Below are 25,634 nucleotides of genomic sequence, written 5' to 3' on the forward strand. Positions count from 1 at the left end.
TTTTTTATGAATAGGGAAAACAGAAAGAGAATTAGAAGGGACGAGACTAAGACATGCACCTGTTTTTTCACCATAAAACGACAAAAAAAAGAGACCCATTATAGGGTCACTTTTTTTTATACGTTCATATCTGAAACAGATTGTTGGGCAGGTTCTTGTGTTGCTTGATCGTTTACACGTTCAATGTCTGCACCCAATCCTAATAACTTGCCGTGGAAATCAACATAGCCACGATCTAAGTGCTTAAGTTCTGTTACACGAGTGAAACCATCTGCGATCAGACCAGCTAAAACTAACGCTGCTGCTGCACGAAGGTCTGTAGCAGAGACTTCTGCACCTTGAAGCTTAGAAGGTCCGTTAATGATTACTGAACGCCCTTCAATTTTAATATCTGCATTCATGCGTCTGAATTCTTCCACATGCATGAAACGGTTTTCGAATACTGTTTCTGTGATCATGCTTGTTCCTTCAGCTGCTAGTAAAAGAGACATCATTTGTGACTGCATATCTGTCGGGAAGCCCGGATGTGGCATTGTTTTAATGTCAATTGGCTTTAACTTATCTGGACCAATAACACGTAGGCCGTCTCCCTCTTCGGTGATTTGCACGCCCATTTCTTCCATTTTCGCAACAAGTGAACTTAGGTGCTCCATAAGAGCTCCTCTTACCAATACGTTCCCGCCTGTAATCGCAGCGGCAACCATAAATGTTCCAGCTTCAATACGGTCTGGAATAATTGCATGTGTAGCACCATATAATTTAGAAACTCCCTCGATACGAATCGTACCAGTTCCAGCGCCACGTACCTTTGCTCCCATTGCATTTAACAAGTTAGCTAAGTCTACGATTTCTGGTTCTTTTGCACAGTTCTCAAGGATTGTTGTTCCTTCTGCTAATGTTGCTGCCATCATGATGTTTTCAGTAGCACCTACACTTGGGAAGTCCAGGTAGATTTTCGCACCTTGTAACTTTCCTTCTACTTCTGCATCAATAAATCCATTTCCTACTTTTACTTTTACGCCCATTGCTTCAAAGCCTTTTAAATGCTGGTCAATTGGTCGAGAACCAATTGCACATCCTCCTGGCAATGCAACACGAGCTTTCCCTGTACGAGCCAATAAAGAACCCATTACAAGTACAGATGCGCGCATTTTTCGTACATATTCAAACGGTGCATCCGTTTTAAGTTCTCTAGATGCATCTACAATTACGCGATTTCCTTCGAAATCTACCTCTGCATTAAGGTGACGTAATACCTCACTGATCGTAAATACATCGGAGAGTGCAGGTACATCATTTAGAATTGTTTTTCCATCACTAGCTAATAATGTTGCAGCGATAATAGGTAATACGGCATTTTTTGCTCCTTCTACCTTAACAGTGCCGTTCAGCCTTTTTCCGCCGCGGACGATGATTTTTTCCAAGGTATTCCCCTCCGCGTCCATTTTCTCTATATTAATATTCAGACGTAATAATGGGTGTGCCAACAACTACGGTTGTCTTACCGCCCAATCCAGTCTTTCGCAATGCTATTTGTAAATTCATCTTGTTGTTTTTGGTTGGCAATACTTCTTTCCACATTCCAGTATATGCGGACACCGAGACAAATGTCTCCTCAACCAACGATTCCACTGTTTTGGCCTTAAAAGCTTCCAACAGCTCATCCTTACCTAAAGACAAAACACTTTTCATCTTATCATTGAACTGCCCTTTTACACAAGAGAAAATTTTGGGATTAAATGTGAAAATTTTATGATAGCTTTTTTGAAATTCATCATAGCCTAAATTCCACTGGTGCTTATCCCAAGCTTTTCCTGCCACATGATATAATATATACGAATCCGATGTTTTGTTTTTAAGGGTCGAAACCAATTGAACTTCTTCCATCATTTCAGAATCTTTGTTGTAATGCAATCCAACTGCTTTCCACACATCTCTTTCCCTTTTCAATTCCCATTTGAAACCTTTTAATGAAAATTTTAATTCATTAATTTTTTTGACGAACGTTTCTTTAGAAATAACTGATGGAACCTCTTCTTTCGTATATAAGGACCATGATGTAACAGCAACATCTTTGTCCAATAAAGTCTGTGCGATTTGCATAACAGGTACATCGTTATTACCTTTAGCTTGACTCACATAACTCCCATAATAAATGAAGAATCCAAGAAAGAAAATAGCCAAAAAGACACTAATTTTTTTATTCATCCCCGTCACGTCCTCTCCTATTCTTCATTTTTTCCAGAATAGGACGATAAATACTCGAAAAAACTCGTCATGTTTAGACATATAGGGATATTTTTTTGTACTTACACGTTTTTTAAAGGTGAAATTTGGCTTATATTCCTTCTTTACACAGCGAGTTAAGGTGAAAACACGTTGGGAAGTTGCTGCGACCAAAATAAATAATCCAAAAAGAAATTACTTACGCTTGATCCAATCGCGATGGTGAGAAAAATCATCAATAATCGCGCTTGCGCTACTCGATTCGGTTTCATTGCACGCTCAATTTGAAAACCTTGCAATGCGTACCATGTGAGAGCAATAAAAAACAAATGTGAAATAAGGGTAATGAGTGCTTGCGGTCCAGATCCTGCAAACAATAGGATCCCCCCTTTTGAAATAAAATCGCCCTTTGTCTGTTAACAAGCAGCTACAGACATTGGGCGACACTTGGTTCCTTCTATATTAAACCACATTGTTCTATTTGCTTCAAACTTCAACTAAAATTATCCACTTTCTAATTGAAAAAATCTTTGAATTGATGCACTTCATTAAAGAAAAACTGATACGCAACATTTGGAAAGATTCCAAGTATGATCGTAGCGCCCAGGCAAAGGAATGTCGAAAAGAGAAGTACCCTTGGAACCCTATAGGTTCGCTCCTGTTCAGCCGAGCGAAAAAACATTTGTGTGAAGATGCCAAAGTAGTAGTAATAGGAGATAACGGTTGCTATGATCATGAGTGATACAATGACGTAATGTGTAGGAGACGTGGCAAGCGCTCCGAGAAAGATATTGAACTTACCGATAAATCCAGCCGTTCCCGGAATCCCTGCTAGCGAAAGCAGAAAACCACTCATGACGATTGCTAAGTAAGGTGATGTTTTGTATAAACCAGCGAAGGAGGTAATCCCATCGTTCCCCTGCTGCTGTTGAATAATATGAATTACCGTAAACGCTCCGACCGTCATAAAAAGATAGGCAAGCAGGTAAAACCAGATGGCATCCATCATAAAGGGTGATAAAACGGCAAAAGCTACTAATACATAGCCCGCATGCGCAATACTAGAGTAGGCAAATAAACGCTTCATATTTTTTTGTCTCAGTGCTACTACATTTCCGATCACGATCGTGACACCGGCTACGATAAAAAGATAATCCTGCATCCCGTACAAGAAGGTGACGCTTTTTTGTAGCATTGGTACATTCGCAAACACGCTGAGAAAGACGCGTAAAATGAGAACAAAACCAGCTGTTTTGGATACGATACTAAGAAAGGCTGTTACAGAAGTTGGTGATCCCTCGTAAACATCCGGAGCCCACATGTGAAAAGGAGCCGATGCAATTTTAAACGTCAATCCTACCAGTACAAGCAAGAAAGCTAACACCGCAATAAACTCATAGCTTTGATTTTCGCCTAGCACTTCTGAGATGGTAAGTAAATTTGTTGAACCTGTTATTCCGTATATATAACTTAGTCCAAATAGCGCAATAGCCGATGCAATGCCGCCGGTGATGACGTATTTTAAGGCCGCTTCGTTTGAACGGAGTGAACTCTTTTTTATTCCTGCTAATATATAGGAGGAGATAGAGAGAAGCTCAAGTCCAACGAACAGCGTGATCAAATCCCCGCTAGATGCCATCATCATTGCTCCTAACAGAGCCGTTAAAAAGAGATAATAGAACTCTCCTCGATGTTTAATTTCATCAGAACGTTCATGGATGGCAATCAGTAGCGTAAAGAACGCACCAATGAGTAATAGAAATTTAAAGGTGACCGCAAAGCTATCTAAACGAAAGGTATCGTATAGAATCGTAACGGGTAGTCCCTTTCGCAACAAGCACAGTGACACAAATGATCCGATTACGCCAGCAGCAGCCAAATAACCAAGCCAGCTATGCTTAATTCTTTTTCCAACAAATAAATCAAGCAACGATATCAAAGTTGCGACACCTAAAATGATAAATTCTGGCATCATTGCTGACCACTGGTAGCTCAGTAACGTATCCATATCCACTTCCGTTCACCCCCATACCATGGTATCAAGTACCGGTTGAATCATATTCGTTAACAGGGACGGATAAACACCAATCCCGATAATAAGGAAGATAAACAGCAGTGCAGGTGCCCACTCTAGACGATTAAGGTCTTTCCCCTCTACTGACTTCACTTCATTTCCGAACGTTATGCTTAACACGGCCTTTAACACATACACAGCTGTTAAAATCATCCCGAGCGTCGCAATGCCGGCTAGATAAGGTGCGTGTTGAAACAATCCCATAAAGGCCATGAATTCGCTAATGAACCCTGACATTCCAGGCAATCCAAGAGAAGCGAGCCCGCCTGCTAGTAGAAATCCCGATGCAATCGGCATATTTTTCGCCAATCCGCCGAGCTTTGAGAGTGTCGTCGTACCTGTACGCTCGTATAAAACACCAATCAAGAAGAACAAAAAGGCAGCAATTAACCCGTGAGAAATGACTTGGAAAACAGCCCCTTGTATTCCTGATTCGTTTCCTGCTCCTAATCCCATGAGGATGATCCCCATATGTGAAAGACTTGAATAAGCTAATACAAGTCTTAAATCATCCTGCTTCAGAGCTAAAAAGGCACCAAACAGCAAGTTAATGACTCCGAGGAGCGCGATAAGAAACGACATATGGGCGAACTGATCAGGAAAGAATCCCATTCCGAAACGAATCAAACCGAACGCACCTATTTTCAGTAGCACACCTGCATGAACCATAACGATCGGAACGGGAGCTTGGGTATGAACCTTCAACACCCAAGTATGCAGTGGAAAAATCGGTAACTTGATACCGAATGCAATTAATAGTGCTATGAGTAACGTTAGCTTTTCTTTGTTCGAAAAAGCATCGGTTGATTGTAAAATCCCCTGTAGCTGATCAATATTAGCCGTGCCTGTTTTCGCGAACAAAAGAACAAAGACGACTAATAAAATCGCTGATCCAATTCCGTTGTAAATGAGAAAATAATAGGAGGCTTTTTCTTTCTCGAATAAGCCCCACCGACCAATTAAGAAAAACATCGGAATGAGCGTTACTTCGAAAAAGATGAAAAAAAGGACAAGGTTTTCTGCCGCAAATACGCCCATCATACCAATTTGGAGCGTAAGAAATAAAAGGAAATAGCCTTTCCAGTTATGTTTAATTTTAAAAGATGCAATAGAAGCGAGCAGACATAAAAATGCGGTAAGTGCGATCATGAGGAATGAAAAGCCATTAATGCCTACTTCGTACGAAACGGAAAAATATTTTCCGTACAGCTCCGGGTCTCCGAAACGAAACCATGTCGCCTTTTGTGAAAACGAATCATAGCTATTTCCCCCAGATGACTGAATATATAGTAGGACCATAAGAAGACAGGTAAAGATCGTTGAACTCACTCCTACTGCTTTAATTAACACTTCACGGTTTTTCGGTATAAAAAAGAGTAGGAGCATTCCGATTAAAGGTGAAAAAATGATAAGACTCAGCAAGAACGTACTCATTATAAATACCCTCCTGTCACGGCAACGATTACTAGTAGAAGTACGAGACCAATGATCGCTACGAAACTATAGCGCTGTATTTGGCCATTTTGCACCGTTGATCCTGCTGATCCGATCCCTTGAATCACATTGATGATCAGTACAATCACTCCGTTTACGATGTACTGGTCAATTGCTTTTCCAATACGACGTATGAGATGAACAAGAGCAATAATGGTTTTCTGATAAAGCTCATCCATATAATACTTTTCCTTTAAAAGCTTGTAGATGAATGGAGCGGACGATGAGAATGTGTCTCTCGAAATACTTTTCTTACCGTACATGAGGTACGCTAGGTAAATGCCAGCAAGGGATATAATCGTTGCCGTAATCATTAACCAAAGAGGCGCATGCCCTTCACTTACTAGTCCTGGTGCACCTTTTGTTAACCATTCAGCAAGGAAATCCCGCGGGACATTTACGTATCCTGCTACCACTGCTAGTACAGCAAGAACGCCCATCGGTACAATCATAATCATTGGCGAGTCATGAACATCTTTATGACGTTTGTTTGCTTCTCCTGTAAACACCATAAAGAAAAGGCGAAACATGTAAAAAGAGGTTAAAAACGCTGTAAACAGTGCAAGCGCGAACAGTACATAATGTCCGCTAGACCATGCTGCTCCGATGATCTCTTCTTTACTAAAAAATCCTGATAAGAGAGGAACACCGCTAATCGCCATCGTACCGATCAGGAACAGGACACCCGTTTTTCGAAGCTTGCCCCACAGTCCTCCCATCTCTTCAATATTTTGCGTATGAACGGCGTGAATGACGCTTCCTGCAGCAAGGAACAGAAGTGCTTTAAAAAATGCATGGGTGGTGAGATGAAAAACACCTGCAACATACCCTCCTACTCCTAATGCAAGCATCATATACCCAAGCTGACTCATCGTTGAATACGCAAGCACCCTCTTAATATCCGTCTGCACAAGGCCAATGGTAGCCGCAAATAAAGCCGTTACTCCTCCAACAGTTGCCACAACCATCATAGCCGTTTCACTCGCAGAAAACAGGGGAAACAGACTAGCTACAAGATACACACCTGCTGCTACCATGGTCGCAGCATGAATTAATGCTGATACAGGCGTTGGACCCTCCATCGCATCTGGTAACCATGAATGTAGCGGAAGCTGACCTGACTTTCCAATGGCACCAATAAAAATGAGGATGCTTGTTAGCGTAATGTAGCTAGAGGAAAGCGTGCCGTTTTGCACCGCTTGAAAAATTTTATCGTATTCAAAGCTCCCTACTTGCCAAAACAGAAGCATCATGCCAATAAATAAGCCAACGTCTCCGATTCTCGTCATGATAAACGCTTTTTTAGCAGCTGCCTTTGCTTCTTCTTTGTAGAAATAGAAGCCAATTAATAAGAATGAGCCCACCCCTACAAGCTCCCAGAAAATATACAGCTGTAGTAAATTTGGAGCAAGCACTAGTCCAAGCATCGCAAAGGTAAACAATCCTAGGTAAGAGAAAAAGGTGCCAATTCGCGCATCTTTCTTCATATATCCTTTGGAATAAAGATGTACAAGCAAACTTACAAGTGACACGATGACAAGCATCAACGCGTTTAACTGATTCACTTCAAATCCCATCGTAATCGATGTACTGCCAACATGAAGCCACGTTCCCTCAGCTTTATAGGTTGCCTCTTTTAATCGATCTACTAACACAAGTAGCGACAGTACAAATGATAGAAATACCAAAATAATTCCTACATAAGGACTCCGTTCTCTCCAGACTCGACCAAACAAAAGCAACACGATAAAGGAGATGAGTGGAAACAGCGGTATGAGCCAAGCATTTTCCATCATGCGTAAGCCATCCCCCTTTTATCTTTCGTTTATTTTTTAACGCTTCATTGAATCGATCTCATCAATATTGATCGTTTTTCGGTTGCGATATAAGGAAATAAGAATGGCTAACCCTACCGCCGCTTCAGCTGCCGCTATCGTAATTGTAAAGAGCGAAAACACCTGACCCGTTATGTTAGGCGTCACACCGTATTTACTGAACGCAACGAAATTAAGATTGGCTGCATTCAGCATTAGCTCAATCGAAATTAAGACGATCACGGTATTTCGTTTTGTCAGGGCACCGTATAGACCAATACAAAATAGAATGAGCGCGAGAATTAAATAAGCAGATAATGATACTTCATTCATGGTTATCACCCTCATCTTCATCTCGTTTTGCGAGAATAATAGCACCGATTAATGCAACCAGTAAAACGATTGATGTTAACTCAAATGGGATAATAAACTTGGAGTATAAAGCTAAACCGATTTGCTTTGTATTTTCATTCTCAAGCGCTACGTTCTGTACGGCTGGTGATAAGTTTTTAATCCCCATAAACATAATAAGTCCAAAAGCAAGTACGCCAAGAAACACGCCGAATCGTCGCCAACCGCCCGTTAAGTCGAGCGTCTGATCATTATGCTTTGTTAGCATGATACCGAATAACATAATAATGGTGACGGCACCAGAGTAAATCAGTACTTGAACCGCTGCGATAAATTCAGCAGATAGCAACACATAGAGGCCTGCAATACTTAAAAAGGTAAACACGAGTGAAAGAAGCATATGAATAACTTTTGTGAGGTTAAGCATCAAAATACCACCGGAAATAGCAATCGTTGCAAGGGCGAGAAAAGCAATGTATTCCCCCGACCACATTACACTTTGTTCTCCCGTCTTACATTTTCATCGTTTTCATCCAACCACTGAAGATTTTTAAAAAGGTGATCCCGACTATACTCTGCTAACTCAAAGTTATTTGTCATCACAATTGCTTCTGTTGGACAAACCTCCGTACATAAATCACATAAAATACAGATCTCAAAATTAATATCATACGTATCAATGATTTTCCCTTTTTTCGTCGGGTCTGGATGCTTCTTTCCGGTTAGCTGAATACAGTCTGTTGGACAAATATTCGCACACTGATTACACACAATACACTTTTCCGGATAAAACTTCTGAATGCCTCGAAAGCGATCTGGCATTGGAATGGGCTCATTGGGATAATCATAGGTGACTTTCTTTTTCGTTAGGTTTCCTAAGGTGTATTTTAAGCCTTTTACTAAACCAAACATCATGACTCACCCCTTTTTATTCATTAAAACCAAAGCACCTTGATTAGCGCGGTTAAGAAGATATTTGCTAGTGCGACAGGTAAGAGAACTTTCCAACCAAACTCCATGAGCTGGTCTGCTCGAAGTCTTGGAAAGGTAATGCGAAACCAAATGAGTAAGAAAACGATACAGCTAAATTTAATCGCAAACCAAACGGCTCCTGGTATGAATCCTAGAAACGCAACTGGATGCCATCCGCCAAGAAAAAGAACAGTCGTAAGAGCTGCCATTGCGAAGAAATACACATATTCAGCGAGCATAAAGAACGCCCAACGAAATCCTGAATACTCAACGTGGAACCCTGCGACAAGCTCTGATTCCGCTTCTGGAAGGTCAAATGGCGTACGATTTAATTCTGCGACGGATGCAATTAGGAAGACGATGAATGCAATTGGCTGAAGGAAAATAAACCATACATCATCCTGTGCCCGGACGATGTCATTCAAATTCAAACTCCCTGTTAATAAAACGACTCCAAGAACAGACATAACGAGCGGGACCTCGTACGAAATCATCTGTGCGGCTGCCCTCATTCCGCCAAGAAGCGCATACTTATTATTGGAAGCCCATGATCCTGCTACAATTCCAATTGTGGTAAGTCCTGAAATGGCAATGTAGTAAAGCAGTCCCACTCCAATATCAGCAAACTGTAGCTTATCTGTGAACGGGATTGTCGCCAAAACCATAAAGGCAGGGGCAAATGCAATGACAGGGGCGATAATAAACAACGGCCGATCCGCTAATTTAGGAATGGTATCTTCTTTTAGCAAAAGCTTAAGCACGTCGGCTACTGTCTGCAAAAGCCCCCACCGTCCACCAACCTGATTCGGACCGTACCGTCCTTGCATAAAGCCCATGACCTTTCGTTCTGCTAAAATGGCATACGTGACGAATCCTAATACAACGAAAAGAAAGGCTGTTGCTAACCCAAAAAAAATGGCAAAATTCGTCAAGCTGGGCGTTGATTCTAATAGGTGATTAATCATTACCCGTCCACCTCTCCTAGCACAATATCAATAGCGCCTAAAATGGTAATGAGGTTGGCAATATTTTTGCCTTTTAAAAGCTTCGGAAGTATTTGCAAGTTGTAAAAAGAAGGTCTGCGAAACTTTAAGCGATACGGCTCTTTTTTTCCTTCACTCGCAATATAGCAACCTATCTCGCCACGAGGTGACTCGATTCGTACAAACGCTTCGCCTTTAGGCGGCTTTACAATCTTCGGCACCTTTGCCATAATCGGGCCCTCAGCAGGAAATTGCTCAACGGCCTGCTCAATGATTTTTAATGACTCCTCTATTTCTTCAATGCGGCATTTGTAACGTGCAAACGCATCTCCCTCGGTATGGACAGGTACATGAAAGGTGAACCGATCGTAAATAGAGTAAGGTTCATCTTTTCGGAGATCCCAATTCACTCCCGTACAGCGCAGGTTTGCACCGCTTAATGAGTAATCAAGTGCCTCTTGTGCACTGTAAATTCCTACTCCTTTCACACGATTAAGGAAAATTTCGTTTCCTGTTACGAGGTCATGGTAGCCTTCTAGCTGTTTACGCATGTAGGGAACAAACTCACGGACTTTCTCAATCCATCCCTCTGGTGCATCCCACTTCACGCCTCCTACTCTCATGTAGTTAAACGTTAAACGTGCACCGCTGAGCTCATTTAAAAGATTGATAATGACCTCTCTTTCACGGAAGGCATATAGGAATGGACTAACGGCCCCAATATCAAGCAAATATGTACCCCACCATACGAGATGACTCGCTACCCTTCCTAATTCCATTGCAAGTACACGCAAATATTCAGCTCGATCTGGTAAAGTAATGTTCATCATTGTCTCGACTGCGTGACAAATGACGTAATTGTTCGTCATCGCCGATAGGTAATCCATGCGGTCTGTATAAGGAATAATTTGTGTATATTGCAGGTTCTCAGCAATTTTCTCTGTTCCTCTATGAAGATAGCCAATGACAGGGGTTGCTTCCGTAATAATCTCCCCGTCAATTTTAATAACGAGACGGAACACCCCGTGAGTACTCGGATGCTGAGGACCAACGTTAAGCAGCATTTCCTCTGTTCGTATCATGACTTACACCTCCACATCAAACGGCTCATAATCTTTACGTAGCGGATACCCAACCCAATCATCTGGCATCATAATACGCTTCAAATTAGGATGGCCGATAAACGTAATGCCTAATAAATCATACGCTTCTCGCTCAGGCCAGTCTGCACCAGGCCAAAGCGGCTGTAAAGACGGCACTTCCGGACGCTCACGATCAACCTTCACCTTTAGGGCTACAGGCTTTTTATGCGTATAGGAATACAAGTAGACGTACACTTCGAAGTGCGTTGAAAAGTCCGTTCCATGCAACTCAGAAACGTAATCAAACTTAAGCTCTTCATGTGTTTTAAACAGCTGTGCCACTTCATAATAAGCATCTAATTTTGCGACGATAGTAGGTACATCTTTTGATAAACGATTAATGTAGGAATCTTCAATGGCTGTAGGTGTAAGGTGTTTTGAAATATGTTCTACGTATTGATCTAACAGTGGTTGATGGGGGGATGGTGGTAACTCTTGCTGATGCTCTTCCTCTTTTTTTAGTACGCTGGCTCTCGCCTTTGCCGCTGCAGCTGCCTTTGCCTTTGCTGCCGCAATTGCCTTCGCTTTTTCGCTATCTTTATCATCACTGGTGGACGTGGTGCCATCACTTTTTTGCTTCGCTAAAGCTTTTGCTTTCGCTGCCGCCGCGGCCTTTTTCTTCGCCAAAGCTAGCGCGTCTTCCTCTGTTCCTTCACTTTCTGACTCCACTGTTTTTTCCTTCTGCTTCGCGAGAGCCTGTGCTTTTGCCTTTGCGGCTGCTGCGGCCTTTTTCTTCGCTAGGGCTAGTGCGTCTTCCTCTGTTCCTTCACTTTCCGACTCCGCTGTTTTTTCCTTCTGCTTCGCGAGAGCCTGTGCTTTTGCCTTTGCGGCTGCTGCGGCCTTTTTCTTTGCCAAAGCTAGTGCGTCTTCCTCTGTTCCTTCACTTTCCGACTCCGCTGCTTTTTCCTTCTGCTTCGCGAGAGCCTGTGCTTTTGCCTTTGCGGCTGCGGCGGCCTTTTTCTTCGCCAGGGCTAGTGCGTCTTCCTCTGTTCCTTCGCTTTCTGATTCAGGTGCTTTTTCTTTTTTCATCGCTTCTAGCTTTTCTTTTGCCTGCTCCTTTGCTTTAAGAGCCGCTTCTTTTTTTTGTTCCTCGAGTGATGGTTGTTTTCCGCTCACCTACATCACCCTCTTTCCTGTCTTCGCTTCATACCTAATTTTCTCTTTCAGCTTATTGATTCCGTAAATGAGCGCCGCTGGATTTGGTGGACAACCTGGAATATACACATCTACCGGGATGATTTGATCCACCCCTTTTACTACTGCATAGGAATTTACGTATGGTCCTCCAGCTGTTGCACAAGACCCCATCGCAATCACCCATTTAGGTTCGGGCATCTGATCGTAAAGTCGTTTCACAATCGGTGCCATTTTTTTCGTAACGGTTCCAGAGATAATCATAACGTCCGATTGTCTAGGGGAGGTTCGAAAAAATGAGCCAAAGCGATCTAAATCATAATGAGACGATCCAACGCCCATCATTTCAATTGCACAGCAGGCCAGGCCAAATGTTAAAGGCCAAAGAGAATTACTTCTTGCCCATGCTTTTAACTGTTCGAGAGTGGTAAGAAAAATATTTCGTTTCATTTCCTCTAACTCTTCTTTAGCTATTGTTTGCATAGTTAAATCCATTTCAACACCTTCTTCTTCCAAGCATATAGAAGTCCAATAAGTAAAATAACCACAAAGATTAGCATCTCAATTAAGGCAAACAATCCTAGCTGATCAAAAGCAACTGCCCAAGGATACAAAAAGACCGTTTCAACATCGAAGATTACAAATAATAAGGCAAAAATATAATACCTCACATTGAATTGTACTCTCGCATCGTGAAACGGTTCGATACCACTCTCATAAGTTGTCTGTTTCCCTGCTGTAGGTGCGTGAGGCCGAAGTACTTTCCCTATTGTCAATGCTACAATGGGAAGCAAAAGACCTAAGGCTAAAAAGATGCATACAATCATATAATTATTCGCATATACGTGCTGCATGTCCGTCTTCACACCTCCTAAATTGAAGGAATTTTCTAAAAATGTAACCGCTATCATTGTACCAAAATCTCTAAAATTTGTCGATTAGCCCTCCGTTTTTACATCACCAACGATGAAGTTTTCAATGTACATTCCTTTTATATCTATGCGTGTCCATCCTATAAAATACGTTTGTTTTCCCTCATCTCCCCTCAGCTTTCATTCCTGACTATAAGAAACCCTTATTAACATTACGCAAATTAAAAAGACTCCGCGTGTATGAACGGAGTCCTTTTACAAAATGAAAAAGAGCTATAGCTGAAGTTTTGCATGATACAATGCTAGAACTAAACCAATTACGAAACAAATTAATCCGCCTATACCAGAAGTTATAAATGACAGCCTGTCTGAGAAAAACAGCTTACTTATGGACAGAAATAAAATTAATATCCATCCAATTAGGTTGATCATTCTTACCTGTGTCATTGCAATCACCCCTATTTCAGCCGATTCTACCACATTGACTCATTTAAGGAAAATACTGAATGAGGATGATGAAATAGGTGTTTAACATTACGTATTTCTTTGTAATTAGCGTCATTTTACCCTCACAGAAGGGTTTTCTAGTAAGAAAACTACATAAAAAGGTCTCGTTCAAAATGAACGAGACCTGCATCTAAGCTCTTCTTAGTAATTTTACGATTAATACGATTAAAGCGATCACAAGGAGGATGTGAATAAGTCCTCCGCCTGAGAAATCAAATAGAACACCTACTAGCCAAATTAATAATAAAATACCGATAATAGTCCAGATCATTTTTTATCACCCCTTATTTAATACGATGTCTCAGCTTTGTTCTTTTTATACCCCATGTTTTTTTGTTAGAAACTCTTCCATAAAAAAATAGTTGTTTCTTTAGGTAAAACACGACAAAAGGTTCAATTTTTTAACAACTTTTCCACATCTAAAGGCACAAAAAAACCTCTAGAAATGAGTCTAGAGGTTTTACGTTATTACATTTTTCTTTGGCTAACTTCAATACGATTGATGGCACGATTTAATGCCAGCTCCGCACGTTTGAAATCAACATGATCCTTTTGAGCGCCTAAGCGACTCTCGGCACGCTTTTTAGCTTCTTCAGCACGTACAATATCAATTTGATCTGCTTTTTCAGCAGCTTGAGCTAATATTGTTACGTTGTCAGGTCTTACTTCAAGGAAGCCTCCGCTAACTGCTACAAGCTCCGTACTGCCACCTTTTTTCAAACGAACTGCTCCGATTTTTAATGGAGCAACTAAAGGAACGTGTCCAGGTAAAATACCAAGCTCACCGCTCTGAGCTCTGGCACTTACCATTTCCACATCGGCATTATACACTGGGCCATCAGGAGTCACTACACTGACATGGATTGTCTTCATTTAATAACCTCCTATGTCCCTTAAATTAAACTTCTACTCCCATGTTCTTCGCATTTTCAATTACTTCTTCGATTCGACCTACTAAGCGGAACGCATCTTCAGGAAGATGATCATACTTACCAGATAGAATATCTTTGAATCCACGGATCGTTTCTTTTACAGGTACATAAGAACCTTTTTGACCTGTGAACTGCTCCGCTACGTGGAAGTTTTGAGATAAGAAGAACTGAATACGACGAGCACGTTGTACAATAAGCTTATCTTCGTCAGAAAGCTCATCCATACCTAGGATCGCGATAATATCTTGAAGTTCTTTGTAACGTTGTAATGTTTGCTGTACTTGACGTGCAACACCGTAATGCTCTTCTCCGACGATTTCTGGAGACAATGCACGTGAAGTAGAAGCTAATGGATCTACCGCAGGATAGATACCCATTTCTGTTAATTTACGCTCTAAGTTTGTTGTTGCATCTAAGTGAGCGAAAGTCGTTGCTGGCGCTGGATCTGTATAGTCATCGGCTGGTACATAGATCGCTTGGATCGACGTTACAGAACCTACATTTGTAGATGTAATACGCTCTTGTAATTGACCCATTTCAGTTGCAAGCGTTGGTTGGTAACCTACCGCTGATGGCATACGTCCTAATAGGGCTGATACCTCAGAACCTGCTTGTGTGAAACGGAAGATGTTATCGATGAAGAACAGTACGTCTTGTCCTTGCTCATCACGGAAGTATTCTGCCATTGTTAAACCAGTTAATGCTACACGCATACGTGCACCAGGTGGCTCATTCATTTGTCCGAATACCATTGCCGTTTTCTTGATAACGCCTGAATCGCTCATCTCATGGTATAAGTCATTTCCTTCACGTGTACGCTCTCCTACACCTGCGAATACGGAAATACCACCATGTTCTTGTGCGATGTTGTTGATTAATTCTTGGATTAGAACCGTTTTACCTACACCGGCACCACCGAAGAGACCGATTTTACCACCTTTAATGTACGGTGCTAATAAGTCTACAACTTTAATTCCTGTTTCAAGAATTTCAACTTGTGTTGATAATTGATCGTACGTTGGTGCTTGACGATGAATAGCGTCGCGGCGGATACCTGCTTCTAATTCACCATCTAAGTCAATTGAATCACCTAATACGTTAAATACGCGTCCTAATGTTACGTCACCTACAGGTACAGAAATAGGTGCACCTGTATCTTCAACGTCCATTCCACGCATTAATCCATCTGTAGAAGCCATGGCAATTGCACGTACTGTGTCATCACCTAAGTGAATTGCTACTTCTAGGGTAACATCAATACTATTGTCGCTCGCATCTTGAGCGTTATGTTTAATTTTAAGGGCATTATAAATCTCAGGAAGATGGCCACTATCGAACTTTACGTCTACGACAGGACCCATAACTTGAGTAACACGTCCTTTTGTCATCAACTTTCCCTCCTAACTTGCTATACACAACTCTTGATTGAAATTGTCTATTCGAGTGCAGCTGCTCCAGCTGTAATTTCGGTAATCTCTTGTGTGATGGCTGCTTGACGTGCACGGTTATATGAAAGCGTAAGGCTACGGATAAGCTCATTTGCATTATCAGTCGCACTCTTCATCGCTGTCATACGAGCGGCATGTTCACTAGCTTTTCCATCAAGTAATGCACCATAAATTAGACTTTCCGCATATTGAGGTAAAAGGACTTCTAGAATTTCTTCTTGGTCTGGCTCAAATTCATAAGAAGTTAGCTTCTTCTCGCTTACGATGTCTGTTAATGGTAACAATTTCGTTTCCGTTACTTCTTGTGTCATGGTATTTACAAAGTGATTGTAATACATGTATAGCTCATCTAACGTTTCATCAGAAAACAGCTTAACTGCTTGGCTAGCAATCGTTTGAATATCAGAGAATGCAGGCTGATCCGGAAGAGCCGTAATCTCATGGAGAACTGGGATTCCTCGGTTTTTGAAGAAGCTAGCCCCCATACGCCCAATTGCAATAATCTCATATTCATCTGCTGATTGATGACGTTCTTGAATATTACGATAAACAAGTCTCAGTACGTTACTGTTATATGCTCCAGCTAGACCACGGTCAGACGTGATTACTAAGTAACCCGTTTTCTTAACCGAACGTGCTTGTAGCATTGGATGACGAGCATCAGTACTTCCAAGCGCAATGTTTGCCACCACTTCTTGAATCTTCTCCATATACGGAACAAATGCTTTTGCATTTTGCTCAGCACGGTTAAGCTTTGAAGCAGATACCATTTGCATGGCTTTTGTAATTTGGCTTGTTTTCTTTGTAGACGTAATTCTCGTTTTAATATCGCGTAATGATGCCAAAGGTTCTCACCACCTTTTTACCCTCGAACATTTTTGATCTATCAAATGGTGCAGGGCATAATGCCCTGCTTCATCTCATTATTCAGAAACGATAAATGTCTTTTTAAATTCTTCGATTGCTTGACTTAATGCTGATTCTTCAGGAAGCTTACCAGTCGTTCTAATTGTGTCTAGTAGTTCCTTCGCATTTTGGTCCATCCATGTTAAGAACTCATCCTCAAAGCGAGTGATATCTTGAACAGGAATGCTGTCTAAATGACCTCTTGTTAAAGCAAATAGAATGGCTACTTGCTTTTCAACTTTTAATGGTTTGTTTAGATCTTGTTTTAGTACTTCTACTGTACGAGCACCACGGTTTAATTTTGATTGTGTTGCTTTATCAAGGTCTGAACCGAATTGAGCGAATGCTTCAAGCTCACGGAAAGATGCTAAGTCAAGACGAAGCGTACCCGCTACTGATTTCATCGCTTTAATTTGTGCAGATCCTCCAACACGTGATACTGATAAACCAGCGTTGATCGCTGGACGTACACCAGAGAAGAACAAGTCTGATTGTAAGAAGATTTGTCCATCAGTGATGGAGATTACGTTTGTTGGGATATAAGCAGAGATATCGCCTGCTTGCGTTTCAACGAAAGGTAATGCTGTTAATGAACCTGCACCTTTCGCATCAGATAACTTCGCTGCACGCTCTAATAAACGAGAGTGAAGGTAGAATACATCCCCTGGATATGCTTCACGACCTGGAGGACGACGTAGTAATAGAGACAGCTCACGGTATGCAGCTGCTTGTTTCGATAAATCATCATATACGACTAATACGTGTTTGCCGTTATACATGAATTCTTCACCCATTGTTACCCCAGCATATGGTGCTAAGAATAACATTGGAGCTGGTTGAGAAGCAGAAGCTGTTACAACGATTGTGTAATCAAGAGCTCCGTGCTTACGCAATGTTTCTACCGCATTACGTACAGTAGATTCTTTTTGACCGATCGCAACATAGATACACACCATGTCTTGGTCTTTTTGGTTTAGAATGGAGTCAATCGCTACAGATGTTTTACCTGTTTGACGGTCTCCGATGATTAATTCACGTTGTCCACGACCGATTGGTACAAGTGCATCGATCGCTTTGATACCTGTTTGTAGAGGCTCGTGTACAGATTTACGGTCCATTACACCTGGTGCTGGACTTTCAATTGGACGAGTTTTTGTCGTTGCGATTGGACCTAGTCCATCAACTGGTTGACCTAATGGGTTAACAACACGACCAATTAGCTCCTCCCCTACTGGTACTTCCATGATACGTCCTGTGCGTCGAACTTCGTCTCCTTCACGGATATCGCGGTAAGGCCCTAAAATAACGATACCTACGTTATTTGACTCTAGGTTTTGTGCCATACCCATTACACCGTTTGAAAATTCGACAAGCTCACCAGCCATAACGTTGTCAAGGCCGTGTACACGTGCGATACCATCACCTACTTGGATTACAGTACCGACATCACTTACTTTAATTTCAGACTGATAATTTTCAATTTGCTTTTTTATCAGTGCGCTAATTTCTTCAGCTTTGATGTTGCTCATCAATTTCACCCCTATCTACGATCTATGCTTTATTAAAAACTAGTTCACGTTGAATGCGCTCTAATTTGCCATTCAAGCTACCGTCATAAATTCGGTTACCAATGCGAATTTTCACGCCACCAAGCAAGCTTGGATCAATAACGTTTGTAATTCGTAACGATTGTTTGCCAACTTTTTTCGAAAATGTGCTAGATAGCGCTGCTTTTTCATCATCTGTTAATGGCTTAACAGAGTAAGCAGTTGCTTCTGCCATATTACGTGCTTCGTTCGCTAGCTCAACGTAGTGCTGAACCATTTCAACCGTAATTGTGATACGATTGCGTTCAAGCAATAAGAACAATGTGTTTTGAACTTCTGGAAGTAGCGTTGAGAATGCATCCCCTACCAACACTTTTTTTTGTGCTGGTGAAAGCTTTGGATGTGTTAATACCTCTAAAAACTTAGGGTTATTCTCCATTACTTCTTTTACAACTAAAAGCTCTGCTTCAATTGCATCAATTTTATTCTGTTCTTTAGCCAATTCAAAAAGGGCTAATGCGTAGCGTTTTGCAACTACTTGATTACTCATTGTGCATCGCCTACTTCTTTAATGTAATCCTGAATTAACTTTTCTTGATCTTGCTCAGAAAGTTCTTTTTCGATTACTTTAGACGCAATAAGAACAGATAATGAAGCTACTTGTTGGCGTAATGCCGTCATTGCTTGCTCTTTCTCTTGTACAATCTCAAGCTTAGCAGACTCTTTTAATCTCTCAGCTTCAGAACGTGCAGCAATAATAATTTCTTCTTTTTTATCTTCAGCAGATTTGCGTGCGTTATCCATCATAACTTGAATCTCTTGACGAGACTGTTTTAATAGTTCACGTTGCTCTTCAGCAAGCTTCTTTGCTTCCGCGTTGCTTTTTTCAGCTGATAAGATTTCATTTGAAATGTATTCTTCACGCTTTTTCATGATCCCCATTAAAGGACCAAAAGCGAACTTGCGAAGTAAAAGCAATAAGATTAGGAAAATAACTAATTGGTAAGCAACGTTACCCCAAGCAACTCCCTCGACTTGTCCTAGTATCAACACAAGGATTCACTCCTTTCAAAACTTTTACATTTTACAAACTACGAAAAAACGAAATACTCCTTCTTCATAAAGCAATGGCGAAGAAGGTCTTCACGAACGATCTTCGCCATTTATGTACGGGAGTAACTCCCTTTTTATTACTTACCTAATACGATGAACGCGATAACTACACCGATGATAGGTAATGCCTCAACTAATGCTACCCCGATGAACATGATTGTTTGAAGTGTACTACGTAGTTCTGGTTGACGAGCAACTCCCTCAACTGTACGAGATACGATCAAACCGTTACCAATACCAGCACCTAGTGCTGCTAAACCAATTGCAATTGCAGCTGCGATTAAATTCATTTAAATATCCTCCCTTTATGGTTAAAAAAATATGAGTTTATACTTTGAAAATATGGTTAATATATTAATGGTCGTGGCTTACTTTGTGAGCCATATAAACCATTGTTAACATTGTGAAGATAAATGCCTGGATCGAACCAACGAAAATACTAAATCCTTGCCATAAAATCATCGGAACTGCTCCAAGGACGCCTCCAAGTACACTGCCTGTCCCTAGTCCTGCGAGTAAAGTTAACAAGATCTCCCCCGCATAGATATTCCCGTAAAGACGCAAACCTAACGTTAAGGTATTCGCAAATTCTTCAATAATTTTTAAAGGGAATAAAAAAGGCATTGGTTGGAAGAAACTCTTAACATAAGCCCCTGTTCCTCGCATCTTAATACCGTAGTAATGAGTAAGAATAACAACCATAACCGCTAGGGTTAACGTGATTGTAGGATCTGATGTAGGAGATTTCCACACTGCATTGTGGCCTACATTAATCATAAACGGTAAACCAAGCATGTTGGCTACGAAAATATACATTAGGAGTGTTATTCCTAGTGTTAAGAACCTGCCGCCAGTTTGCCAATCCATCGTACTGTTGATGATGCCTTTCGCGAAGTCAACGACCCATTCCATAAAATTTTGTTTTCCAGTAGGTCGAATTGCTAAGCTACGCGTTGCAACCATCGCGATTATAAAAACGATTAACGCCGTAATCGTCGTCATAACGACGTTGGATAAAGTAAAGGTTAATCCAAAAAAGGTTTTTGTGATTTCACCGTGTTCCAACAGTAATTCACCTCTCTTCCCTGTTAGAAATATACTGAATGTAGACATAATCTATGATCATGACAAAATAACCTGTCAATAATCCCACAGCTAGGCCCCAAACTTCCATCATATTTTCATATCGAATCGCTAATAAAATCAACAGTCCAAATAATGCCAATCGAGTATAAGTACTCACTACTTTTGGTCTCGCTTTTACCTTCTCGCCCTCTATCACCCGATCCAATAGCTTATCAATCTTAAAGGCTACTAGTCGTAAGCTGAAAAAGCTCACAATGGTTCCTAGAATTAATCCGAGGAATTCTCTTTGATAAGAAGTAAACCCCCACCCTAGCACAAACAGCGCAAGTAAGTAGAACATATACTTTTTCTGACGCGTAACTAGTTGTTGGACAGTAATCATGAATTAAGAATCTCCTGAGTGAAATTTTTTAATGAGGTGAATCATTGCATATATACCGGTTCCAAGACCAAGCAATAATCCGATTACGAGAAATAGCGGAAATGTGTGCAACCTGCTATCAATCCACTTTCCTAAGAAAAGACCGATTAAGATAGCGCCTACTAACTGAGAAAGGATTCCCGTCATTAAGGCCATTGCCTGAAAAGACTGCTGCTTATTTTGACTCATGAAAATATTCTCCCTTTTAGCAATGTTTTCTATTTTCTAACTTTTCCATTGCCAATGCAACGATTAATATGATACTCGTATAACATTCACATTTAATTAGAACATAGTGCCAGAAAAGGAAAAAAGCTGGCTGCAAAAATGAAAAAATATGGTGATTTTATCGCATTGAAAACCTTACCATTACTTTCCCCTGTAAGCATACAATAGCTACTATTTAATGTCAATGCGTTTATAGGGTAATACAAGGCAACTGTCATCAAATGTTCACAAATTAACATTGTTAAATAAATAGTATGAAAATAACGTACATAAAGATACAGAATATTAATTTAAGAAAGCGGATACAAATCCAAGCAATGTCAGGGTTTTTCCATAATCTATCATCATTGAATGAGTAAACATTCATAATGTTCTTGAGCAAAAAATGTTCTTACGTGAAAGAGTGATCATCAGAATTCGTCAAATCTCTTCAAATTATGTCATATTTTATTTTCATTCTTACCCAATTCTGTCGATCTATTCATCGAACCTAGTAGGCTCTCTATTTATTAACTATATTTCCGTTCTTAGAGAAATCGTTTGCACCTAACGAAATAAGATATTCTGGAATAACAAAAAGCATCTCCTGTTTTTAACGGAGATGCTTTTGCTTTATGACTTATTATGGACGAAACGATTCGGGCTTGTCTTCACGTTGTTTGAAATGATAGCTAATTGCATCACCGATACGCTTCGAAGCTAAACCGTCACCATATGGATTGGAAGCCTTCGACATCGCATCGTATACTTCTTTATTTGTTAACAATTCTTTTGCTAAGTTATAAATCGTTGCTTCTTCTGTTCCTGCTAACTTAAGTGTTCCTGCTTCAATTCCTTCAGGACGCTCCGTAGTATCACGAAGAACGAGCACTGGTACACCAAGAGAAGGAGCTTCTTCCTGAACACCGCCTGAATCCGTTAAGATAATGTGGGCACGAGAAGCAAAGTTATGGAAGTCAATAACGTCTAACGGCTCAATTAGATGAATACGTGGATCTTGCCCAAGCACTTCATCAGCTAGCTCACGTACAACTGGATTCAAGTGAACTGGGTAGACAACTTGAATATCATCATGCTCGTCCACAATGCGTTTTACCGCACGGAACATATTGCGCATTGGTTCACCTAAGTTCTCACGACGGTGAGCTGTGAGAAGAATAAGGCGATCATCTCCTACTTGCTCAAGAACTGGATGATGGTAGTCATCTTTAACCGTCGTTTTTAATGCATCGATTGCCGTGTTACCTGTTACAAAAATAGAAGCCTCTGGTTTATTTTCAGTAGTTAGGTTATTTGCTGACTTATCAGTTGGTGCAAAATGAAGGTCTGCTAACACTCCTGTTAACTGTCTGTTCATTTCTTCTGGATAAGGAGAATACTTATTCCACGTACGCAGGCCAGCTTCAACATGCCCTACTTCAATTTGATTATAAAAAGCAGCTAAGCTTGCAACAAATGTCGTTGTTGTATCACCATGAACTAATACGATGTCTGGCTTCGCTTTGCTCATCACGTCATTTAAGCCTTCTAACGCTCTTGTGGTAACATCCATAAGAGTTTGGCGATCTTTCATAATGTTTAAATCATAATCTGGTGTGACATCAAAAATATTTAAAACCTGATCAAGCATTTCACGATGCTGAGCGGTAACCGTTACGATCGTGTTAAATTCTTCAGGACGTTTTTTTAATTCAAGTACAAGCGGTGCCATTTTAATTGCTTCAGGTCTTGTACCGAAAATAGTCATTACGTTAATTGGTTTTTTCATGAGTGTTCACTCCAAGCCTGTCAGATTTTCTGATTACTAATTTGTCTCATGCTAATGATTAGCTTTCGCTTATTTTGTACCAAATAAACGGTCCCCAGCATCTCCAAGTCCAGGAACGATGTAACCATGGTCATCTAATTTTTCATCTAAAGCCGCAATATAAATATCAACATCTGGATGAGCCTCTTTCACTACCTCTACACCCTCTGGTGCTGCGATTAGGCACATAAACTTAATGTTCTTAGCGCCGCGCTTTTTAAGAGAGTTAATTGCCTCTACAGCTGAACCACCTGTCGCTAACATTGGATCAACAACGATGAAATCACGTTCTTCCACATCATTTGGAAGCTTTACATAATATTCAATTGGTTGTAATGTTTCTGGATCGCGGTATAAACCAACATGGCCTACTTTTGCCGCAGGAATAAGTTTTAGAATACCGTCAACCATTCCAATTCCAGCACGTAAAATAGGAACGATTCCGAGCTTTTTGCCTGACAATATCTTTGATTCTGTTCTACAAACCGGTGTGTCGATTTCCACTGACTCAAGTGGCATATCACGAGTAATCTCAAATGCCATTAAGCTTGCCACTTCATCAACTAGTTCACGAAACTCCTTTGTACCTGTTTGTTTATCACGAATGTACGTTAACTTGTGTTGAATAAGCGGATGATCAAATACATACACTTTGCCCATAGTAATCTCTCCTTTTTTAGCACCCAGACACATGAAAATACCATTCATCTTCCTGAATGGTACGTTCTCGCTGGCTTTCCAATTTAAAATTATGCATTGCGTCTATTTTACAGAAAAAGCAAACCGAGTTCAAGAGCGAACATTATAACACCATCATTTGTTAAACAATTGTGATTTAATTTTCACATTTGAGATGTTCTGAAAGAAACCCTAAATGAGAGCCCTACCAGCCCCCTGAACTACAAACAAAGGTCTACATAAGCGAATAGCGCCAACCCGCAAGGGAGGGCGCTATTCGCTTTTACTCAACAGAAACCTAACAACCCTTCCTCGCCTCACACAAAACCTCAAAAAAGAACAACCGAACCAACGCCCTACCAGCCCCCTGAACTACAAACAAAGATCTACATAAGCGAATAGCGCCAACCCGCAAGGGAGGGCGCTATTCGCTTATGCTTTCCCATCAGGACCTCACAGCTCTTCCGTGAGGCCCTGATGGGAAAGTGGATCAAAATTATAGGTGTGGATACATTGGGAATTTGCTTGTTAATTGCTCAACGCGAGACTTAGCTTCCTCTAACTTCGCCTCGTCCTCTACGTTCTTAAGCGTCAACGCGATAATTTCGGCAATCTCATCCATCTCGCTTAAACCGAATCCTCGGCTTGTAACAGCAGCTGTACCGATGCGGACACCGCTCGTTACGAATGGGCTTTCCGGATCATAAGGAATCGTATTTTTGTTTGCTGTAATCCCTACATCATCTAATGCTCGTTCAGCTACTTTCCCTGTTAAATTAAGAGAACGTACGTCAATAAGAATTAGGTGGTTGTCCGTTCCACCAGAAACAAGTGTTAAGCCTTGAGCTTGAAGTGCCTCAGCTAGACGCTGTGCATTATCAACAATTTGCTTCGCATATGATTTGAAATCGTCTTGCAGTGCCTCACCGAACGCTACTGCTTTTGCTGCGATCACATGCATGAGTGGTCCACCTTGAATACCAGGGAAAATCGATTTATCAATTTTCTTCGCGAACTCTTCTTTACATAAAATCATCCCACCACGAGGTCCACGAAGTGTTTTATGTGTCGTTGTTGTAACGAAATCTGCATATGGTACAGGGTTTGGATGAAGACCAGTCGCAACTAGTCCTGCGATATGTGCCATATCTACCATTAAATATGCGCCAACTTCGTCTGCAATCTCACGGAATTTTGCAAAATCAATAGTGCGTGGATAAGCACTTGCTCCCGCAACAATTAGTTTTGGCTGATGCTCTTTCGCTTTGGCGCGAACATCTTCATAATCGATTACTTGCGCATCGCGGTCAACACCATACTCAACGAAGTTGTATTGAACGCCGCTGAAGTTAACTGGGCTACCGTGAGTTAAGTGTCCTCCATGAGAAAGATTCATACCTAAAACCGTATCACCCGGCTCTAAAATGGTGAAATAAACAGCCATATTTGCTTGTGCACCTGAATGCGGCTGAACATTTGCATGCTCTGCCCCAAAGATTTCTTTTGCTCGATCACGTGCAATGTCCTCTGCTACGTCGACATATTCGCAGCCGCCGTAGTAACGTTTACCAGGGTATCCTTCTGCATACTTATTTGTTAATACAGAACCTTGAGCTTCCATTACTGCTTGACTAACGAAATTCTCAGAAGCAATTAACTCGATTTTTGAACGTTGTCTACCAAGTTCTTGTTGTATTGCTTTGTAAATTTGCGGGTCTTGCTGTGCCAGTTTCTCCATTTACTTACCCCTCCACACACTTTTAAAAGTAATGATATTTAAACATGTTCTCATTTTAACATGATTTTTCTTTCAGGGAATAGCCCGAACAAAATTAGTTTATTTTTCTTTTTAAACTCCGTAATTCACGAACATTAAACACAATAAAAAGCTATAATGAT

At 40.9% G+C, this 25,634-nt stretch carries 28 protein-coding genes; all 28 read right to left on the bottom strand.

The genetic code is table 11. The features are described 5' to 3' along the window. Positions 1-116: 116 nt before the first annotated feature. The 28 genes from murA to glyA all read right to left on the bottom strand — a co-directional run bounded on the left by murA (position 117) and on the right by glyA (position 25,473). Complete coding sequence (gene murA / locus AMD01_RS22550; RefSeq protein ID WP_053403700.1) at positions 117-1,424, bottom strand: UDP-N-acetylglucosamine 1-carboxyvinyltransferase; 1,308 nt, start codon at positions 1,422-1,424, stop codon at positions 117-119. A gap of 31 nt (positions 1,425-1,455) precedes the next feature. Then, positions 1,456-2,208, bottom strand: a complete 753-nt coding sequence (locus AMD01_RS22555; protein ID WP_053403701.1) for a YwmB family TATA-box binding protein — start codon at positions 2,206-2,208, stop codon at positions 1,456-1,458. A 155-nt stretch (positions 2,209-2,363) separates the two neighbouring features. Continuing rightward, complete coding sequence (locus tag AMD01_RS22560) at positions 2,364-2,603, bottom strand: DUF1146 family protein (protein WP_053403702.1); 240 nt, start codon at positions 2,601-2,603, stop codon at positions 2,364-2,366. A 137-nt stretch (positions 2,604-2,740) separates the two neighbouring features. Beyond that, on the bottom strand, positions 2,741-4,240 hold the full coding sequence (nuoN, locus tag AMD01_RS22565; RefSeq protein WP_053403703.1) for an NADH-quinone oxidoreductase subunit NuoN: 1,500 nt from the start codon (positions 4,238-4,240) through the stop codon (positions 2,741-2,743). 6 nt (positions 4,241-4,246) lie between these two features. Then, on the bottom strand, positions 4,247-5,734 hold the full coding sequence (locus tag AMD01_RS22570; RefSeq protein ID WP_053403704.1) for a complex I subunit 4 family protein: 1,488 nt from the start codon (positions 5,732-5,734) through the stop codon (positions 4,247-4,249). Then, a complete protein-coding gene (gene nuoL / locus AMD01_RS22575; RefSeq protein WP_053403705.1) occupies positions 5,734-7,590 on the bottom strand; it encodes an NADH-quinone oxidoreductase subunit L in 1,857 nt (618 codons plus the stop codon). The genes AMD01_RS22570 and nuoL overlap by 1 nt, the downstream gene beginning before the upstream one ends. 36 nt (positions 7,591-7,626) lie before the next feature. Continuing rightward, positions 7,627-7,941 (bottom strand): NADH-quinone oxidoreductase subunit NuoK, encoded by a 315-nt coding sequence (gene nuoK / locus AMD01_RS22580; RefSeq protein ID WP_053403706.1) that lies wholly within the window; start codon positions 7,939-7,941, stop codon positions 7,627-7,629. Next, on the bottom strand, positions 7,934-8,452 hold the full coding sequence (locus AMD01_RS22585) for an NADH-quinone oxidoreductase subunit J (RefSeq protein ID WP_053403707.1): 519 nt from the start codon (positions 8,450-8,452) through the stop codon (positions 7,934-7,936). The genes nuoK and AMD01_RS22585 overlap by 8 nt, the downstream gene beginning before the upstream one ends. Beyond that, a complete protein-coding gene (nuoI, locus tag AMD01_RS22590) occupies positions 8,452-8,871 on the bottom strand; it encodes an NADH-quinone oxidoreductase subunit NuoI (protein ID WP_053403708.1) in 420 nt (139 codons plus the stop codon). Before nuoI ends, AMD01_RS22585 begins: the two co-directional genes overlap by 1 nt. Positions 8,872-8,894: 23 nt before the next feature. Then, on the bottom strand, positions 8,895-9,896 hold the full coding sequence (gene nuoH / locus AMD01_RS22595) for an NADH-quinone oxidoreductase subunit NuoH (protein WP_053403709.1): 1,002 nt from the start codon (positions 9,894-9,896) through the stop codon (positions 8,895-8,897). Then, on the bottom strand, positions 9,896-10,996 hold the full coding sequence (locus AMD01_RS22600; protein ID WP_053403710.1) for an NADH-quinone oxidoreductase subunit D: 1,101 nt from the start codon (positions 10,994-10,996) through the stop codon (positions 9,896-9,898). The genes nuoH and AMD01_RS22600 overlap by 1 nt, the downstream gene beginning before the upstream one ends. A 3-nt stretch (positions 10,997-10,999) precedes the next feature. Then, positions 11,000-12,172 carry an NADH-quinone oxidoreductase subunit C gene (locus AMD01_RS22605; RefSeq protein ID WP_053403711.1) on the bottom strand — a complete coding sequence of 391 codons (1,173 nt, stop codon included), beginning with the start codon at positions 12,170-12,172 and terminating at the stop codon, positions 11,000-11,002. Then, positions 12,173-12,685 (bottom strand): NuoB/complex I 20 kDa subunit family protein, encoded by a 513-nt coding sequence (locus AMD01_RS22610; protein WP_053403712.1) that lies wholly within the window; start codon positions 12,683-12,685, stop codon positions 12,173-12,175. After that, a complete protein-coding gene (locus tag AMD01_RS22615; RefSeq protein ID WP_053403713.1) occupies positions 12,676-13,044 on the bottom strand; it encodes an NADH-quinone oxidoreductase subunit A in 369 nt (122 codons plus the stop codon). The genes AMD01_RS22610 and AMD01_RS22615 overlap by 10 nt, the downstream gene beginning before the upstream one ends. A 655-nt stretch (positions 13,045-13,699) precedes the next feature. Beyond that, positions 13,700-13,840, bottom strand: a complete 141-nt coding sequence (locus AMD01_RS24355) for a lmo0937 family membrane protein (RefSeq protein WP_157052833.1) — start codon at positions 13,838-13,840, stop codon at positions 13,700-13,702. A 197-nt stretch (positions 13,841-14,037) separates the two neighbouring features. Beyond that, the gene (locus AMD01_RS22620) at positions 14,038-14,442 is read right to left on the bottom strand and encodes a F0F1 ATP synthase subunit epsilon (RefSeq protein ID WP_053403714.1); all 405 of its coding nucleotides are present in this window, start codon (positions 14,440-14,442) and stop codon (positions 14,038-14,040) included. 25 nt (positions 14,443-14,467) lie between these two features. Next, a complete protein-coding gene (gene atpD, locus AMD01_RS22625) occupies positions 14,468-15,889 on the bottom strand; it encodes a F0F1 ATP synthase subunit beta (protein ID WP_053403715.1) in 1,422 nt (473 codons plus the stop codon). A gap of 47 nt (positions 15,890-15,936) precedes the next feature. Next, complete coding sequence (locus AMD01_RS22630; protein WP_053403716.1) at positions 15,937-16,794, bottom strand: F0F1 ATP synthase subunit gamma; 858 nt, start codon at positions 16,792-16,794, stop codon at positions 15,937-15,939. Positions 16,795-16,872: 78 nt separating this feature from the next. After that, on the bottom strand, positions 16,873-18,384 hold the full coding sequence (atpA, locus tag AMD01_RS22635; protein ID WP_053403717.1) for a F0F1 ATP synthase subunit alpha: 1,512 nt from the start codon (positions 18,382-18,384) through the stop codon (positions 16,873-16,875). Between the two features lie 22 nt (positions 18,385-18,406). Further along, on the bottom strand, positions 18,407-18,952 hold the full coding sequence (locus tag AMD01_RS22640) for a F0F1 ATP synthase subunit delta (RefSeq protein ID WP_053403718.1): 546 nt from the start codon (positions 18,950-18,952) through the stop codon (positions 18,407-18,409). Then, entirely contained in the window at positions 18,949-19,455 is a 507-nt protein-coding gene (locus AMD01_RS22645) for a F0F1 ATP synthase subunit B (RefSeq protein WP_245639001.1), read from the bottom strand. The genes AMD01_RS22640 and AMD01_RS22645 overlap by 4 nt, the downstream gene beginning before the upstream one ends. A 137-nt stretch (positions 19,456-19,592) precedes the next feature. Continuing rightward, positions 19,593-19,805 carry a F0F1 ATP synthase subunit C gene (atpE, locus tag AMD01_RS22650; RefSeq protein ID WP_053403720.1) on the bottom strand — a complete coding sequence of 71 codons (213 nt, stop codon included), beginning with the start codon at positions 19,803-19,805 and terminating at the stop codon, positions 19,593-19,595. A gap of 64 nt (positions 19,806-19,869) precedes the next feature. Beyond that, complete coding sequence (gene atpB, locus AMD01_RS22655) at positions 19,870-20,580, bottom strand: F0F1 ATP synthase subunit A (protein ID WP_053403721.1); 711 nt, start codon at positions 20,578-20,580, stop codon at positions 19,870-19,872. Between the two features lie 7 nt (positions 20,581-20,587). Beyond that, positions 20,588-20,983 (bottom strand): ATP synthase subunit I, encoded by a 396-nt coding sequence (locus AMD01_RS22660; RefSeq protein ID WP_053403722.1) that lies wholly within the window; start codon positions 20,981-20,983, stop codon positions 20,588-20,590. A gap of 3 nt (positions 20,984-20,986) precedes the next feature. After that, positions 20,987-21,211: an AtpZ/AtpI family protein gene (locus tag AMD01_RS22665; RefSeq protein WP_053403723.1), complete on the bottom strand. Its 225-nt coding sequence runs from the start codon at positions 21,209-21,211 to the stop codon at positions 20,987-20,989. Between the two features lie 661 nt (positions 21,212-21,872). Then, a complete protein-coding gene (gene wecB, locus AMD01_RS22670; RefSeq protein WP_053403724.1) occupies positions 21,873-23,018 on the bottom strand; it encodes a non-hydrolyzing UDP-N-acetylglucosamine 2-epimerase in 1,146 nt (381 codons plus the stop codon). A 69-nt stretch (positions 23,019-23,087) separates the two neighbouring features. Next, positions 23,088-23,717 carry a uracil phosphoribosyltransferase gene (gene upp, locus AMD01_RS22675; protein WP_053403725.1) on the bottom strand — a complete coding sequence of 210 codons (630 nt, stop codon included), beginning with the start codon at positions 23,715-23,717 and terminating at the stop codon, positions 23,088-23,090. Between the two features lie 514 nt (positions 23,718-24,231). Beyond that, positions 24,232-25,473 (bottom strand): serine hydroxymethyltransferase, encoded by a 1,242-nt coding sequence (glyA, locus tag AMD01_RS22680; protein ID WP_053403726.1) that lies wholly within the window; start codon positions 25,471-25,473, stop codon positions 24,232-24,234. Positions 25,474-25,634 lie beyond the last annotated feature (161 nt).

The organism is Priestia koreensis, assembly GCF_001274935.1.
GTDB classification, from domain to species: domain Bacteria; phylum Bacillota; class Bacilli; order Bacillales; family Bacillaceae_H; genus Bacillus_AG; species Bacillus_AG koreensis.